This is a genomic window from Streptomyces sp. NPDC030165 (assembly GCF_055573595.1).
The window spans coordinates 1-14350 of sequence record NZ_JBVIBD010000029.1; the positions used below are offsets into that span (position 1 = coordinate 1).

The following is a 14350-nucleotide window of genomic DNA, read 5'->3' on the forward strand; positions in this document are numbered from 1 at the left end:
TAGGCGGAGGGACCGCGGCGGCGGGCGGCGGCGAGCAGGATGCGGCGGCGGCGGGCGAGGCGGCGTTCGCTGACCGGGACCAGGTCCAGGCACAGTTCGGCCTGTTCGCCGTCCGCACTGCGCACGCCGGCCAGGGCGGCGGCCAGATGCTGCAGCGGGTCCGGGGACAGCCCCAACGAGGCCAGGGGCTTGGCATCGGGGAGCGCCAGGACCAGCTCGGCGCGCTCGAAGTACTGCGGCGCCGCCGGGGCGGGGGCGGGCGCGGTCTGGCGGGGCTTGGTCAGATCGATAGAGGTCATCGCCGGGCCTCCTTGGCCACCGCGAAGTGCACGGGGTGGATGTCGGGGCGGGCCTGGGGAGTGCGGACTTCGACCTCGGCGTAGGCGGGCATGCGCATCACCGCGGCCGCATCCGCTGGGCCTTCGAGGTAGCAGCGCACCTGGCCGTCGGTGACGGTGTAGCGCAGGCGGGCGGCGGAACCGCGGGCCGGTGCGCCGGCCGCGTGATGGATCCGGGCGAACTGGTGGGCTGCCCGGCCGACCTCTTCCATGCCGGGGTTGAACGTGGTGGTCGGCACCAGCTCGACACAGGTCCGGTGGGCCAGGGCGGCCTCTGCCTTCCGGCGGCGGCGCAGGCCGAGGATCCCGGCGGCGACGGCTGCGACGAGGACGAGGGCTGCGAGATAGGGGGAACTCGCGGCGATGACATGCGCGGCATCGAGGACGGCTGCCGCACCGGGCAGCTCGGCGCTCATGCCCGGCTCCGGCCGGGGCGGGTGTACTGCATGGGTCCTCCAGCGGTTGCGGTCCTTTCACCAGGACCAAGTGCGGCTGGAAGACCGATTCGGACAGCACCCCGTCGACTTTTCTTACTCTTTACCTCCGGGGCGCCTCGCACGCTGACGGGGCGTCCGCTGCGGGCGGCAGACCGTACGCCACCCCGTACGTCTGCTCGCCACGGCTTTGGTGGTTGCCCGGTGGGCGAGGGTGGCCGGCTGTGTGGCCGATCGGCCACGGCCCTCGACCGGCCATCGGCCATGACCGGTCAGGCGCTATCGGCCATCGGCCATGACTGGCCCACGCCCGGACCGGTCTGGGCCGGGCGGCGGGGGCTGCTTCGTCCGGATCGGCCATCTCCTCGCCATCTGCGGGGCCGGCCTACGGACCCGCCCGGCCGGCGGTGGCGGCGCGTTGTCCGGTGGCCCGTCCTGCAGCCCCGGCATGCGGTTGCCCCTCACCAGAAAAGGCGTCGCGTTCGCCGACACCCCTGCCCACGGGCAGGCCGCTGGATCGTTCGCATGTGATCGCTTAGGCATGCCCCGGCCGCGGTGGGGGGCGGGAGCAGGCATGCCCGTGGCGCCCTCATCGCTCAAGAGGCATGCCCAGGGCTGGCGCTAGGCCCAGGGCGGGGCTGCCCCGAGATGGAAGAAGGCTTGCCCATTCAATGGGCAAGCCTTCCACCTGCTGTTTTGGGGCTGCGGGCAAGCCTTTGGGCATGCCCCGGTGAGGAGAGTTCACGGCACGAGCTGAAAGGAGCGGTGCCGTGAACACGACCCCGAACACCAGCCCCGGGATCTTCCGTCGTCTGGATGCGGAATGGGCTGAGCTGTGCGCAGACCGTGGCGTGCGAGGCGCCGTCTACGGGTGGCTGATGGCCGACTGCCTGGCCTTCGAGGTCGCGGCCGTGACCGATTCCTGGGTGCGCGCCCTCGGCCCCGATCAGCTCCTGGCAGCGCTGCGTCCGACCGGATCGGCCACGGGTGATGCCCTGACCGATGCGGTGCTGCGCGCCCTCCTCGACCGGGCGGCCGGCCATGGCCGATCGGCCACCCTGGCCGCGCGCATCGTGGTCCAGGCGATGGTCCCAGCCGCGGTGCGTATCACTCGCGGACAGCTCCGGCCCTTCGGTGGCCGCACGCTCGACGACGTCGGCCACATGGTCATCGCTGCCCTCTTCGAGATCGCGCGCGGCGGCCAGGTGCACCGCCGCCCCGGTCGGCCGGCCGCGAACCTCGCGCTCGATGCCTTGTGTCGTGTGTTGAAGGACCTGGCCGCCGACCGCGAACCCCGTGGGGCGGACCTGAACGCCGCGGAGAACCTCGCCGACCCCTTCGACTCCGCCTGCGCCTGCATGGTGCGGTGCGCCGCAGCCGCCGCCGGTCTCGATGAGACGCCGGCCGAGGAAGAACTCACCGCTGCGCGCCTGCAACTGCTGGAGCTGGTCCTGGACGCGATGGACGACGGCGCTCTCAGCGAGGCCGACGCCCGCGCCATCGCCGGGCACTACCGCAGTGCCCCGGCTCCCCTGCCCGACCGCGACGCTGCCCGCGCCGCCGGCACCAGCGTCGGCACCTGGCAGCGCCGCCGCAGCCGCGCCGTCGAGCGCCTGAAGACCGCCACCCGACCCGCCGCTCAACCCGCTGTCTGACTACCCGGCCGAAGGAGCCCGATATGTCCACCACTCGACCGTCCGTCCTGTCGAAGGCGGCCTCGCCTCTGGATGAGGACGAGGTGCGCGTCACCACTGCCCAGCGTCGGCTGATCGCCCTGGGCGCCGCTTTGGTCACCACCCCCTTCGACACCTCCGTTCACCAGCGATTGCTGCGTTTCCTGAGCCAGGACATCGGTGCGGTGCTGGTGTCCCTGCGCGCCCTGCAGCAGCGGCCCGAAGCGCAACTGCGGGCCCGCATCGCCGAGCTGGCCCCTCTGCCGGCGAACGTGAGCGTTGCCGGGCGGCACCGGTGATGCGGCTGCGCCGGACCAAACCGGCACCCGACATCTCCCCTGAGCACTCCCCTGCCGACTTTGTCCCCGGTGAGGCGGTGGACACCGGCTGGGCCACCACGCCGATGTCCACCGGAGCCATGGCCAACTGGACAGCGATGGCGCGCTGGAGCGCCTGGTGCCTGCTGCTGGCCGGTCCGCTGCTCGGCGGCTGGGCGCTGGCCTGCACCACGCAGCCGGTGGCCGGGCCCCCACGGGCGGAGGCACCGAAGGCGCAGCCCGCGTCTTCGGACGCGGTGGCGCCGTCCGGGTTTGCCGAGGTGTATGTCGCCGCCTACGTGAAGGCGGGTGGCAGTGACGCGGACGCGGCGGAGCTCACGGCGTTCTACCCGGCGGCGCGGTCCCTGTCGTGGCCGGCGCAGGGCAAGTCGCAAGAGCGCGTGGAGTCGACGTCGGCGGTGCAGGTGCGGCAGGTCTCGGCCGGCTACTGGTCGGTGACGGTGGCCGCGCGGATCACCGGCTCGGCGAAGGACTCCGAGAACGGCCGCGTCCACTACTTCCAGGTGCCGGTGCGGGCCACGGCCGGCTCCGGTGGCGCGGCCTCGGGGTGGACCGCGGCGGCGCTGCCTGCCGAGGTTGCAGCCCCGGCCGGATCCCAAGGCACCGCTTTGAAGCTGGCGTACGGGGCCGCGCACGCACCGCTGGCGTCCGATCCGGCGGTGCAGACGGTCCGCGGCTTCCTGTCGGCGTACCTGACAGGCGGGGGCGAGCTGGACCGCTACCTGCGCCCCGGTACGACGCTGCACGCGGTGCGGCCGGCTCCGTACACGGCGGTGACGGTCACGCAGATCGCCGACCACGGCCAGGGGCCGGCCGAGGGCGCCGAAGCCCAGAGCCCGCCCGACGGTGTCCGGCGCCGGCTCCTGGTCGACGTCGAAGGCGAAGGCGAGCACACCGGGAGCCGGCCGATGACGTACGCGATCGAGCTGCGTGCCCGGGACGGCCGGTGGGAGGTCGCCGCGCTCGAAGCCGCGCCCGCTCTGGCGGCGCCGTCCGACAACTCTTCAGGTTCTCAGAAAGGACAGGGATCATGAACGGGCTCATGCAGATGGCCGGGGCCATCTCCGACGCCAGCAGCCTCGCCACCCAGCTCAAGAACTTCTTCCTCGTGGGTGTGCTGGGACTGATGTACGTCGTGTTCATCGCCTTGGTGTGGGGACAGACCAAGTCCGTGCTCAAGGCCGCACTCGCGGCCGTCGGGGGCGCGGTGGTCCTGGCCCTCGTCGCCAACATGACCGTGCTGCGGGACAAGATCGGCGAAGACATCAAGAACCCCGGCGGGACGGCGGCCCCGGCCGCGGTGAGCGTCGTCGGCCGCATCGGCCCGCAAGACGGTGACCGCCGATGAGCACCGTCACTGCCGCGCCGGAGCCGCTGATCGGCCGCTGCTACACCAAGGCCCGCCGGCACCAGTCCGTCGTGGGCACCTGGCCCGGCGGCGGCCGGATCTGGGGCGGCCCCTACACCTGGCCGCAGATCGTTGTGGCGGCAGCCGCCCTGGCGGTGCTGCTGCTCACTGCCGGGCTGTGGGCGCACCACGGTCTGCTCGATGCCGTGGTGTTGCTCGGTGTGCCCTACGCCCTGGCGCTGGTGGTCGGCCGGGTGCACGTCGATGGCCGCAGCCCGTTCGCCGTGGCGGCCAGTGCTTTTGGCCTGGCCACCAGCGGATCGTCCGGCCGGATGGACGGCCGCCCGGTGCGCCGGCCCCGGCGTGGTGCCGCGGTCGGTGTGTGCACGCTGACCTGGCAGCCGGCCCACACCAACGCGGCGGCGCGGGCGGAGCCCGACGCCCCGTGCGCCCAGATGGTGCCCGCCGTAGCCGCATCGCGCGCTCCGGAAATCACCGCAGTCACCGGCCAGCCGGTGGCCGAGACGCCTGTGGTGCGGGTGGCGTCGGGCGTGGGTGCGCTGCTCGCCGCCCGCGCTGCCGGTCAGGCCCATACGAACACGAACGAGCGGGGGCAGTGATGCGGATTCCCGTCCGGCATGTCGCCGGAAATGTCATCTGGACCCGGCACGGCACCTGCTGGGCATTGTGGCGGGTGGAGGGAAGCGGGCATGCCCAGTCCTCCCGCACCGTCAAGGAACGGCGGCTGCGTGCCCTGGAGTCGTTGGTCAAGCAGCTGCACGGCGAGTCGATGCTGCTGAGCCTGTGCCCGCAGGTCGACCCGGCCGCGGTGGTGCGCAAGATGACCGACGGCGTCGACCTGGCCGCAAGCGAGCGCTACGCGCAGCTGGCGGCGCGGGTGTGGGACCAGCTGGAGCGCATGGAGCTGACCAGCCGCGTGGACTGGCTGGCCGTACCCTTGCCCGCCGGCAGCAAGAAGCAGGCGGCCAAGATGGCGTTCGAGGCGGCCCGCGCGGACGTGGCCCTGCAGCTGGGCCTGCTGCCGGCTCCGATCGGCGCCCGCGAAGAGGAGCGCCGGCTCAAGCAGGCGAGCGCGCTTGCCGGGACGTGGCCCTCGACGATTGCGCTGCGGCCGGCGACCGAGGCGGAAATCCTGTGGATCTACGGACACAGCGCCCGGCGGGGGGTGCTGGAGCCTTTGCTGCCCGAACCGGACCAGAGCACCACACGCAGCCGCGGGCGCGCAGCTGCGGCTCTGGGCGAGGTCATCCTCGCCCAGAGCGGCACCCCCGCCGAGGCCGGACGGGACGACGACGGCCCGGACAAGAGCCGGTTCGGCCGGCGCTGGCTGCAGGTCGCCACGGAGTGGGGCGAGTCCTACCAGACGTTTTTGTCGCTGGCCGAGATGCCCGAGCAGTTCGTCTTCCCCGGCAGCGAGTACCTCGCTTCGTTGGATGACTTCGGGTTTCCGGTGGACTGGGTGATGCGTCTGAAGGTCACCCCGGGCTCGGTCGCCGATGCCAAGGCGCGCCGGCAGGCCAATGAGCTGGCGAACCAGCCCGACGAGTACGAGGGGGAGGTCTCCGGCGTGCCGGCCCACGTGCATGACGCCGCCGACGGTGTGAAGGACTTCCGCAGTGCGGTGACCCGGACGAAGTCCGAGGTCGAGGTCCAGGCGATGGGCACGCTGTGCGTCTGGGGCACCACACCGGCCGAAGCCGAGGCTCGCGCCGCAGACCTCAAGACCCATTTCGGGGAGAACGACTACACCTTCATCCGCCCCGTGGGCGAGCAGGAGCGGCTGTTCTACGGGATGTTGCCCGGCGCCCGCACGCCGAAGGTGATGCTGTCCTACGCGCAGGTGCTCCTGGCGCGGGACTTCGCGATGGCCGGTGCCTTCGGCGGATCGGCGCTGGGCGACGCCAAGGGCCCGCTGTACGGCCTGCAGCTGGCCGGGGGCGGTACCCGGCCGGTGCTCACGGACTGGTCGCTGGGCCCGCAGAAGTCGGCATCGGCGTCCGCGGCGTTCATCGGTGAGCTCGGTGGCGGCAAGAGCGTCGCGATGAAGACGGCCGTCTACAACATCCTCGCCGCCGGCCGGAAGGCCGGGCGGCCGGGGAGCCGGGGCCGGGCGGTCATCGTCGATCGCACGCCGCAGCAGGAGTGGGTCCGCTTCGCCACGGCGTGCCCCGGCACCACCCAGGTCATCACGGTCGACGACCAGGCGCAGTTCTCCCTCGATCCTCTGCGCACGATCCGTGACGCCGGCCAGGCGCAGCGCCGTACGGAGTCGTTTTTGACGCTGCTGCTGGGCATCGGTCCCATGAGCGACCAGGGCATCGCGCTGTCGGAGGCGATCGAGACGACCCTGGCCGGGTCGGCGCCGTCCATGGCCGAGCTGGTCAACGAACTGCAGGCACGGGGCAAGCGCGATGTGACCTCGAACGCGGTGGCGCGCAAGCTGTCCGCGGTGGCGCGCAAGGACCTGGCTCGCACGATCTTCGATCCGGCCTTGCCGGTGGTGGACGCCTCGCAGGCCGACGCGGTCGTCTTCGCCACCGCCAACCTGGTGCTGCCCAAGGAGCACGAGTTGGCGGGCGACCGGCTGGCGACGCTGGAGTTCGAGAAGACCTTCGGCCGGGCGGCGCTGTATCTCATCGCGGCGCTGTGCCGGGAGGTTTGTTTCGCCGATCTCCGCGAGTTCTGCGTGGCGGTGTGGGACGAGTGCTGGTGGCTGACCTCGTCCCCCGAGGGGATGGCCCTGCTCCTGGAGCTGGTGCGCGACGGCCGCAAGCACGACGCCGGCTGCCTGGTCGGCAGCCACGACGGCGAGGACATCGGTCCGGAGGCGTCGGCCACCGGGCAGGTCATCCGCGGGCTCTTTCCCAGGAAGTACTTGTTCCGGCAGACCGATGTCGCCCTCGCCAAGCGTGGCCTGGCCTTCCTCGACCTCGATCCTGACGATGCGGACCTGGTGGAGCTGGTCACCACCGGTCTGTCCCCGATGGACGTGGACGAGGAGGTCCGGGCGCAGCGGGCCGGTGAGTGCCTGCACCGCGACCTGTACGGCCGGATCGGTGGGATGCAGGTCGTCATCCCGGCCGATCCCGAGGCGGAGGCCGTCATTCACTCCGACCCGGCGCTCACGGCATGAGGTGGCTGCGCCTGGCCGGGCAGACGGCGTGCACAGGACGGCGGGGGGCCTGGCGGCTGGTGCTGGTGCTGTGCGCCGCGGCCGTCCTCACCACGGCCATGGCAGCGCATGCGGCCGCGGCCCCCGAGCCCGGGCCCTCCGCTTCGGCCAGCGCGCAGCCGTCACCCTCCGGCTTGCCGACAGCCGGACCGCCCGAGCAGAAGCCGGCGCCGGACGGGCGTGGGGGTGTGGCCTACGAGGACACCGCGCAGGGCAAGGCGGCCGCACAGCAGGCGCAGCGGGAAGCCAAGGAGTCCCTGCGCAAACTGCTGCACCGGATGGGCGTCGGCCAGGACGACCTGCTGGACAGCTTCCACGTCACCGATGAGAACGGCATCCCCGTCAGCGCGTTCAAGGTGGACTCCGAGAGCGGCGGGTGGTCCGACTGGGACCTGAAAGTCGAGGAGTGGCTGACCAGCCTGCTGTTCATGTGCACCAAGTGGCTGGTGGCCTTCGCCTGCTGGCTGCTCACCTGGGCGCTGGGCTTCAAGCTGGCCTCGCTGCTCCTCAAGCCGGCCCTCGCGGTCTCGGACTCCCTTTACAACAGTGTTCTGCTCCAGCTCGGCTTGCCCGGCCTGTTCCTCGCGTTCAGTGGCACCGTCGCGGTGTGGCACTTCTTCTTCGGTGACCGCTCCCGCGGCTGGGGCGAGCTCACGGCGTCCCTGCTGATCTCCGCGCTGGCGGTCACCAGCCTCGCCTCGCCGCCCCAGACGCTGCTCGGCTCCGACGGAGCGGTGGGCAAGGCGCGTGACTTGGGGGTTGCCGTGGCTGCCATCGTCATGGGCGGCGAGGACCCCACCGGACGGTCGACCGACGCCGTGGCCGGCATCGTCACACCGATCACCGACGAACTCGTCAACGCGTTCGTGGTGCAGCCGAGCATGGTGCTCACCTACGGCCAGACGTTCACCGACGACACCAAGGACAAGTGCGCGTCCCAGTTCACGAACTCCCGCATCATGACGGCGTTCGTCAACCAGAAGGTCGCCGAGCAGACCAAAAAGATCAGCGACATGCCGGGGGCCGGGGACATCCTCCTGCCCGGGGTCGGCGGCAAGATCGAGGACTTCGTCCGGGAGAAGGCGACGCAGTGGGGCGTCGACACCTTCGGGACCAAGCCCGACGCCAAATTCGAAAAGGCGTGCGTCAGCGGCAACGCGAAGGAGGCGAAGAAGGCCTCCGTGGACAAGCTCGCCGGAGCCTTCTTCATGCTCCTGGCAGCGCTGCTGGTCTGCGTGCTCATCATCGGGCTCGCCGGCGGCTACCTGGCCGCTCAGGCATGGCTCGCCGCCGAGGCGATGCTCCTGCGCTGCGCACTGGTCACCGGCACCCTGCCGGGGCCCGGCCGGGCCTGGCTGTGGTCGCGCGGGGCCGCGATCGCCCGCGGCCTGGCTCTGCTCGTCGGCCTCGTGGTGGGGCTCGGGGTGTTCGTGGTCGCGGTCACCGCCGTGGTCTCCGCTGCGCCAGGCGACATACCCGGCGGCATCGTCGTCCGCTTCGTCGTCATCGACATCCTGTGCGTGGGCGCGCTCATCTTCCGCAAGCGCCTGATCCGCCGCTCGCACCAGGTGGCCGCCCGGCTCAAGACCCGTGTCGGCGCCTCCAGGCTCGGCGGCGCGGCCGCCCCCTCCGCCCCCTCCGACCTCGGCGCCAGCGGTCGTCGGCGCGGCACCCTGGGCAAGGTCGGCAGCGCCGCGCTGATGCTCGGCATGATGGCGGCCACCGGCGGCACCGCCGGTGCGGTCAGCGGCGGCCTGGGCCGCGTGGGCAGCGTCCGCACCCTCGGGCACCTGGCCAAGGGGGCCGGGCGTCTCGCCCGCGGCGCCGAGAAGACGGTACGTGCGGGCGCCCGGACGGGGATGCGCATGGGCCGCGTCGGGCTCAAGTACAGCGCCGGACTGCCGGTATACGGGCCACGGGCCGCACACCGTGCGGTGGCCGCGGCGCAGGCCGTGCCCGGTCAGGTCACCACAGCGGCCACCCAGCTCAAAGACCGCCTCGAGGCCGCGCGCGCGACGTATGTACCACAGGTGCGGGACTTCGCCGACGCGTACTGGCGCGGCATCGGCGGACGCTGGGCCGGCAACCGCGTCCGTGCGCACCGCGGCCTGCCGCCGCTGCCCTCCCGCCCCGCGGGCCGCCCGGCCCGCCGAGCCCCCGGCCCCCTGGCCCCAACGGCGCGACGCGCGCCGGGCCAGCCGTCCAACCCGTCGCCCGCTGCTGCGCCGCGGCGCAGCCGTCGCCCGCAAATGGTGCCGCAGCGGCCGCTGACGCCGCCGGCGTCCAGCCAGCAGGCGAGTCTGCAGCAGCGGTTGCACCGCATCCGTGCCCGTGGTGGCGCGGCCAGCCGGCCGGTCCCGCCGCCCGCGCCGCCTCGCCGTCCCGTGCCGCCCCGGCAGCCACGGAGGCGGTCATGAAGCGGCCGGCCCTCGCTGCGGGGGCAGGTGTCGGCGCAGGGGCAGCCGCGCTGATCGGGGTGCTGGTGCTGTTCGTTGCCGCTGTGGCCAATGGCGCCGCCGGCCACCAGCAGGAGCAGGACGCCGCCGGATCGCAGGTCTGGGCGCAGGGCGGAGCGGTGGGTGACATCCCGCCGGCCATGCTGGCTCTGTACCGAAAGGCGGCGCCGGCTGCCTGCACGGGGCTGGACTGGTCGGTGCTCGCTGCGATCGGCAAGGTCGAGACCGACCATGCCCGCCACCCCACGATGCGCTCTTCCGCAGGAGCGGTCGGGCCGATGCAGTTTCTGCCGTCCACCTTCAAGGGGTACGCGTACCCGGTACCGCCCGGTGGCGCCAATCCGCCCAGCCCCTGGGATCCGACCGACGCTGTTTTCGCCGCAGCGCGGATGCTGTGCGCGAACGGCGCCAAGGACGGTACCCAGAAAGGGCTTTACCGGGCGATCTACTCCTACAATCACGCGGACTGGTACGTGCGCAAGGTGCTTGGCCAGGCGAAGACCTATGCGGCGTCCCCCGAAGCGGGCAGCGGGAGCGGCACGGGGGCCGCGGACTCGTCCAGCGCAATCGTGCGGGCCGCGGTGAAGCAGACCGGTGTCCCCTATATATGGGGCGGCGGCAATATCCATGGCCCCACCGGCGGCGGGTTCGACTGCTCGGGGTTGACCTCCTACGCCGTCTACCAGGGAACCGGCGGGCGCGTCACGCTCCCGCGCACCTCGCAGCAACAGCGCTTCGCGGGCATCGCGGTCTCCCGCGAGGAGATGCAGCCCGGCGACCTCATCATCTTCAACAAGAACGGCTGGGGGCACGTGGGAATTTTCGTCGGCGGAAACGCCATGATCAACGCACCGCGTCCAGGAAAGGGGGTCGAAACCACCACTCTTGCCGGGTACTGGTCCCGTTACGACTGGTCGGTGCGGCGGGTCACCTGATGCCGGCGCTCATCATAGAAGTCGTTGTCCCAGGGTGCCGTAGATGAGACGCCGGCTCCCGGGAGTCATCGCAGGCCAGCGTCTCACCGGCCCGTCATCTGACGCAAGAGGCCCGATGGCGCTGAGGAATACACCGGTGAGAGACGGGGACGGGATTTCCGGTCGGACGGCTGCCGGCCGACAGGTCAAACGAGCACGGTCTGCCGCCGGCGCCGAACTGCGGTGCCGCGAAGCTGTGCGGCCGGCGGGCGGCGGATACCACTGGGGCGGTATGCCGGAGTTGCGTCAACTGCCCGTGAAAAACATTCCCCGTGGTCTAAAGAACGGGCGGTAAGGTGCAAGCCCAGACTCAAATGGCTCATTGCCGACCGTGCGGTGAGCGAGCAAGAAAATCGCCCGTAGCGCAACGAACCAAGAGAACTGCCTGGAGAACACACCCTCGGGGGGAGCACGGATGCGCATCGCACGACGTCGGGACCGCAGCCACAGCAATCTGCTCAAGAACAGCGCGACTGCGCTGTTTGCCACCGGTTTTGCGGCGCTGACGGTCGTCTCATGCAGTAGCAGTCCCGGCGGCGCGAAGGCCACGCCCACACCCGCGAAGTCCGCCTCCACGAGCCCGGCACCACCCGACGCGGACGCCCGCAAGGATGTCTTGGCGGCCTACTCCGGTATGCGCACCGAACAGGTCGAGGCGTTCGCAAAGGGGGCGGCCTCGGGGACCAAGTTGGCAAAGTACGCCTCGGACAAGGCGCTCGCCACGATCGAAGGCTCGCTGTTCCGCTACCGCCAGGCGGGCATCGTCTTCCAGGGAAAGCCGACGAGCACGACGAAGGTCACCGCTCTCAGCCTCGACAAGAAGCCCAAGACCGCGACCGTCACGGAGTGCTGGGACACCACGCACTGGACTCCGGTGGTGAAAGCCACCGGCAAGGACGCCGCCAGCGGAAACCAGCCACGCCGCTACACCGTGACCGGCACCGTGCGCACCATCGGTGACACCTGGATGGTCGTCGGCCTGACCGTCGACAAGGGCCACCCGTGCTGAGGGCACGAACCGCTGCCGCCACCATCGCGGCATCTGCTCTTGTGGCCGCAGCATCCGTCATGGCCCACGCCGAGGTCGCTCCGCCCGAAGACTGCGGATCCCTGGATGTCTGTGTCGGCGCCCTCGACCCGGCCAGCCCCCAGCACGAGGCGCCCAAGCAGCAGCACGCCTCCCCCGGCAAGGGCACCGGCAAGAAGCCGGTCTGCAAGGCGTGGGGCGACGGCCAAAACGGCGACCTGTCCGGTGACGGCCGCACCGATGCCCAGGGCCCGGCCAGTGTCGAGGTGCCCTGCCAGGACTCCGAACTCGGTGCGTTTTCCGGCGGCTGCTACTACAAGCCCGCCCCCGCCCCGCCCGCGGATGACCCCGTCTGGAAGGGCCACAAGCCGGGCGACGGCGCGATCTACCAGAGGACCTGCCCGCTGGGCTCCAACAACGATCCGTTCGCCACCAACGGCAGCGGCCTGGTGTGGATGGCCACGCCGCCCGGCGGCGCTGGTGTCGATCCTGCCGAGCTCGCCCGCCAGGCCGTCGACAAGATGACGCTGCGCGGCGCGGACATCGGCATCGTGCCCAAGCCGGGCGGCAAGGGCGTGGTCGGCATGCCCGTCTACATGTGGACCGGGAAGAGCGCCGAGACCTACGGGCCCAATACGGCCACGGCCAGCGCCGGCGCCGTGACGGTCTCGGCCACGGCGAAGGTGGCGCGCATCGACTGGACGATGGGCGACGGGCACACCGTGACCTGCACATCGGCCGGAACCCCCTACCGGGCGCAGTACGGCAAGAACCCCTCCCCCGACTGCGGGCACCGCTACGAGCAGCCGTCCACGAACCAGCCGGGTGGCACCTACCACGTCACCGCGAAGTCCACCTGGACCATCGACTGGACCGGCGGCGGCCAGAGCGGACAGCTGACCGAGGTACGCACCAGCAGCGTGGACATCAACGTCGCCGAGGTCCAGGTCCTCAACTAGCCACCCCGCCCCACAGCACACAGCACGATCTGAGAGGCCGCCATGGAATCCCCCGCCTCGGCACCGTCGCTGCCCCGCCCCAGCACCGGCCGACCCGACACACCCATCACCACTGCCCCGCCCGCCCGGCGGGAACGCCGCTGGTCGGTGGTGGCTTTGTGCATCGTCCTGGCAGTCCTCGCGGGCCTGGGCGCGGCCGCGGCCGTCTCGTCGGCCAGCGACCGCACCAAGGTGCTCGCCGTCGCCCGCGACATCCCGGCCGGCCAGGCGCTGACGGAGGCGGACCTGGCCGTCGCCGAAGTCTCGGCCGACGCTGCCCTCTCCCCCGTCCCCAGCAGCCACAAGAGCCGGATCCTGGGCAAGCGCACGGCCGTTGACCTCCGCAAAGGCGGCCTGCTGACCACCTCGCAGCTCACCGCCGGCTCCGGCCTGGGCGACGACCGCCAGCAGGTCGGCGTCCAGGTCAAGCGCGGCCAGGCCCCGGCCGGCACCCTGATGGCGGGCGACAAGGTCCTCGCGGTCCTCACCCCCGCCTCCGGCGACAGCGACAGCGCTGCTTCCTCCAAGAGCGGCGGCCCGCCGCCCACCATCGCCGCCTCCGTGGTGTCCGTCTCCCGGCCCGACGCCACCGGCACCGTCGTCGTCAACCTCGCCGTCGACCCCACCGACGGCCCCACCCTGGCCACGCGCTCCGCCGCCGGGCGCATCGCCCTGGTCCGTGAGCCGCGGAGCCACTGACATGACCGTCACCGCTCTCGCCTCCGCCAAGTCCTGCGGCGTCACCGCCGCCGCACTGGCGCTCACGCTTGCTTCCCGCCGCCCCTCGCTGCTCGCCGAGTGCGACCCGGCCGGCGGCACCGTGCGCGCCGGTCTGCTGCGCTCGACCCCCACCGGCGGGTACGGCCTCTACCACCTGGCGGCAGCCGAACGCACCGGCCCCGAGGCGTTCGCCCAGGCCGTGCCCTCCCACCTGGTGGGCCTCGACGAGGCCGGCCACCGCAAACTGCTGCCCGGCCTGACCGACCCCACCCAGGCAGCGGCCCTGACCCGTACGTGGCCTGCCCTGTCCCAGGTGCTGCACATCCTCGCCGCGGAGGCCGGCTACAACATCTACATCGACGCCGGCCGCCTGGCCCTGGACGCCGGACGGCTGCACCCCACCCTGTCCTGCGCCCCGCTGCTCCACGAAGCGGACGTGGTGCTGCTGACGGTCCGGGGCACCGAGCAGTCCCTGGCCCTGGCCCGCCACCTGATCCGGCCGCTGCGCGCCGAACTCGACGCCCACGGCTCCGGGGCGGACGCGCTGGGCCTGCTGCTGATCGAAGGCGGCCCCTACCGCGCCCACCAGGTCTCCGACGCGCTCGATGTGCCGGTCCTGGCAGCCCTGCCCTGGGACCCGGCGACGGCCGGCTATCTCAGCGAAGGCGGCAACGCACCGCGCGGGTACGGCGCCCGCAGCCCGCTGCTGCGCCATGCCCGCAGCGCGACCGAGCAGATCGAGGCGGTCGCGCAGCGCCGCCGCGTGCAGCGCCAGTGGCCGCGTCCCGACCATCCGCAGATGGCGGGCGTCCTGCACCGCCTGACCCAGGCCGCCCAGGAAGGAGCCTGAT

At 72.1% G+C, this 14350-nt stretch carries 13 protein-coding genes and 1 pseudogene; 12 read left to right on the forward strand and 2 right to left on the reverse strand.

The genetic code is table 11. The annotated features are described in order from the left end of the window. Positions 1 to 299 (reverse strand): annotated as a pseudogene (locus ACZ4Z1_RS36245) (type IV secretory system conjugative DNA transfer family protein); the annotation flags it as partial. Then, positions 296 to 754: a hypothetical protein gene (locus tag ACZ4Z1_RS36250; protein ID WP_468490929.1), complete on the reverse strand. Its 459-nt coding sequence runs from the start codon at positions 752 to 754 to the stop codon at positions 296 to 298. The pseudogene ACZ4Z1_RS36245 and the gene ACZ4Z1_RS36250, both read right to left, overlap by 4 nt. A gap of 788 nt (positions 755 to 1542) precedes the next feature. Between ACZ4Z1_RS36250 and ACZ4Z1_RS36255 the strand changes: the two genes are divergently transcribed. The 12 genes from ACZ4Z1_RS36255 (at position 1543) to ACZ4Z1_RS36310 (ending at position 14349) form a co-directional block, all read left to right on the forward strand. Then, positions 1543 to 2427 (forward strand): hypothetical protein, encoded by an 885-nt coding sequence (locus tag ACZ4Z1_RS36255; protein WP_468490930.1) that lies wholly within the window; start codon positions 1543 to 1545, stop codon positions 2425 to 2427. A gap of 23 nt (positions 2428 to 2450) precedes the next feature. After that, positions 2451 to 2744, forward strand: coding sequence for a hypothetical protein (locus ACZ4Z1_RS36260; protein WP_468490931.1), 294 nt, complete (start codon positions 2451 to 2453; stop codon positions 2742 to 2744). Next, positions 2744 to 3817, forward strand: a complete 1074-nt coding sequence (locus ACZ4Z1_RS36265) for a conjugal transfer protein (protein WP_468490932.1) — start codon at positions 2744 to 2746, stop codon at positions 3815 to 3817. Before ACZ4Z1_RS36260 ends, ACZ4Z1_RS36265 begins: the two co-directional genes overlap by 1 nt. Beyond that, the gene (locus tag ACZ4Z1_RS36270) at positions 3814 to 4131 is read left to right on the forward strand and encodes a hypothetical protein (protein WP_468490933.1); all 318 of its coding nucleotides are present in this window, start codon (positions 3814 to 3816) and stop codon (positions 4129 to 4131) included. The genes ACZ4Z1_RS36265 and ACZ4Z1_RS36270 overlap by 4 nt, the downstream gene beginning before the upstream one ends. Continuing rightward, positions 4128 to 4751, forward strand: coding sequence for a hypothetical protein (locus tag ACZ4Z1_RS36275; RefSeq protein WP_468490934.1), 624 nt, complete (start codon positions 4128 to 4130; stop codon positions 4749 to 4751). The genes ACZ4Z1_RS36270 and ACZ4Z1_RS36275 overlap by 4 nt, the downstream gene beginning before the upstream one ends. Continuing rightward, positions 4751 to 7285: an ATP-binding protein gene (locus tag ACZ4Z1_RS36280; protein WP_468490935.1), complete on the forward strand. Its 2535-nt coding sequence runs from the start codon at positions 4751 to 4753 to the stop codon at positions 7283 to 7285. Before ACZ4Z1_RS36275 ends, ACZ4Z1_RS36280 begins: the two co-directional genes overlap by 1 nt. Next, positions 7282 to 9741 (forward strand): hypothetical protein, encoded by a 2460-nt coding sequence (locus ACZ4Z1_RS36285; protein WP_468490936.1) that lies wholly within the window; start codon positions 7282 to 7284, stop codon positions 9739 to 9741. Before ACZ4Z1_RS36280 ends, ACZ4Z1_RS36285 begins: the two co-directional genes overlap by 4 nt. Next, positions 9738 to 10715, forward strand: coding sequence for a C40 family peptidase (locus ACZ4Z1_RS36290; protein WP_468490937.1), 978 nt, complete (start codon positions 9738 to 9740; stop codon positions 10713 to 10715). The genes ACZ4Z1_RS36285 and ACZ4Z1_RS36290 overlap by 4 nt, the downstream gene beginning before the upstream one ends. 454 nt (positions 10716 to 11169) lie before the next feature. Next, entirely contained in the window at positions 11170 to 11763 is a 594-nt protein-coding gene (locus ACZ4Z1_RS36295) for a hypothetical protein (protein ID WP_468490938.1), read from the forward strand. Then, a complete protein-coding gene (locus ACZ4Z1_RS36300) occupies positions 11757 to 12740 on the forward strand; it encodes an ATP/GTP-binding protein (RefSeq protein WP_468490939.1) in 984 nt (327 codons plus the stop codon). Before ACZ4Z1_RS36295 ends, ACZ4Z1_RS36300 begins: the two co-directional genes overlap by 7 nt. A 42-nt stretch (positions 12741 to 12782) precedes the next feature. Continuing rightward, positions 12783 to 13478: an SAF domain-containing protein gene (locus tag ACZ4Z1_RS36305; protein ID WP_468490940.1), complete on the forward strand. Its 696-nt coding sequence runs from the start codon at positions 12783 to 12785 to the stop codon at positions 13476 to 13478. Between the two features lies 1 nt (position 13479). Then, positions 13480 to 14349 (forward strand): MinD/ParA family ATP-binding protein, encoded by an 870-nt coding sequence (locus tag ACZ4Z1_RS36310; RefSeq protein ID WP_468490941.1) that lies wholly within the window; start codon positions 13480 to 13482, stop codon positions 14347 to 14349. Position 14350: the final 1 nt, after the last annotated feature.

What these genes read in the sequence shown, in the direction of transcription:
- ACZ4Z1_RS36250 (WP_468490929.1), bottom strand. Translation starts at nt 754, where the DNA reads ATGAGCGCCGAGCTGCCCGGTGCGGCAGCCGTCCTCGATGCCGCGCAT.
- ACZ4Z1_RS36260 (WP_468490931.1), top strand. Translation starts at nt 2,451, where the DNA reads ATGTCCACCACTCGACCGTCCGTCCTGTCGAAGGCGGCCTCGCCTCTG.
- ACZ4Z1_RS36265 (WP_468490932.1), top strand. Translation starts at nt 2,744, where the DNA reads ATGCGGCTGCGCCGGACCAAACCGGCACCCGACATCTCCCCTGAGCAC.
- ACZ4Z1_RS36270 (WP_468490933.1), top strand. Translation starts at nt 3,814, where the DNA reads ATGAACGGGCTCATGCAGATGGCCGGGGCCATCTCCGACGCCAGCAGC.
- ACZ4Z1_RS36275 (WP_468490934.1), top strand. Translation starts at nt 4,128, where the DNA reads ATGAGCACCGTCACTGCCGCGCCGGAGCCGCTGATCGGCCGCTGCTAC.
- ACZ4Z1_RS36280 (WP_468490935.1), top strand. Translation starts at nt 4,751, where the DNA reads ATGCGGATTCCCGTCCGGCATGTCGCCGGAAATGTCATCTGGACCCGG.
- ACZ4Z1_RS36285 (WP_468490936.1), top strand. Translation starts at nt 7,282, where the DNA reads ATGAGGTGGCTGCGCCTGGCCGGGCAGACGGCGTGCACAGGACGGCGG.
- ACZ4Z1_RS36290 (WP_468490937.1), top strand. Translation starts at nt 9,738, where the DNA reads ATGAAGCGGCCGGCCCTCGCTGCGGGGGCAGGTGTCGGCGCAGGGGCA.
- ACZ4Z1_RS36295 (WP_468490938.1), top strand. Translation starts at nt 11,170, where the DNA reads ATGCGCATCGCACGACGTCGGGACCGCAGCCACAGCAATCTGCTCAAG.
- ACZ4Z1_RS36305 (WP_468490940.1), top strand. Translation starts at nt 12,783, where the DNA reads ATGGAATCCCCCGCCTCGGCACCGTCGCTGCCCCGCCCCAGCACCGGC.
- ACZ4Z1_RS36310 (WP_468490941.1), top strand. Translation starts at nt 13,480, where the DNA reads ATGACCGTCACCGCTCTCGCCTCCGCCAAGTCCTGCGGCGTCACCGCC.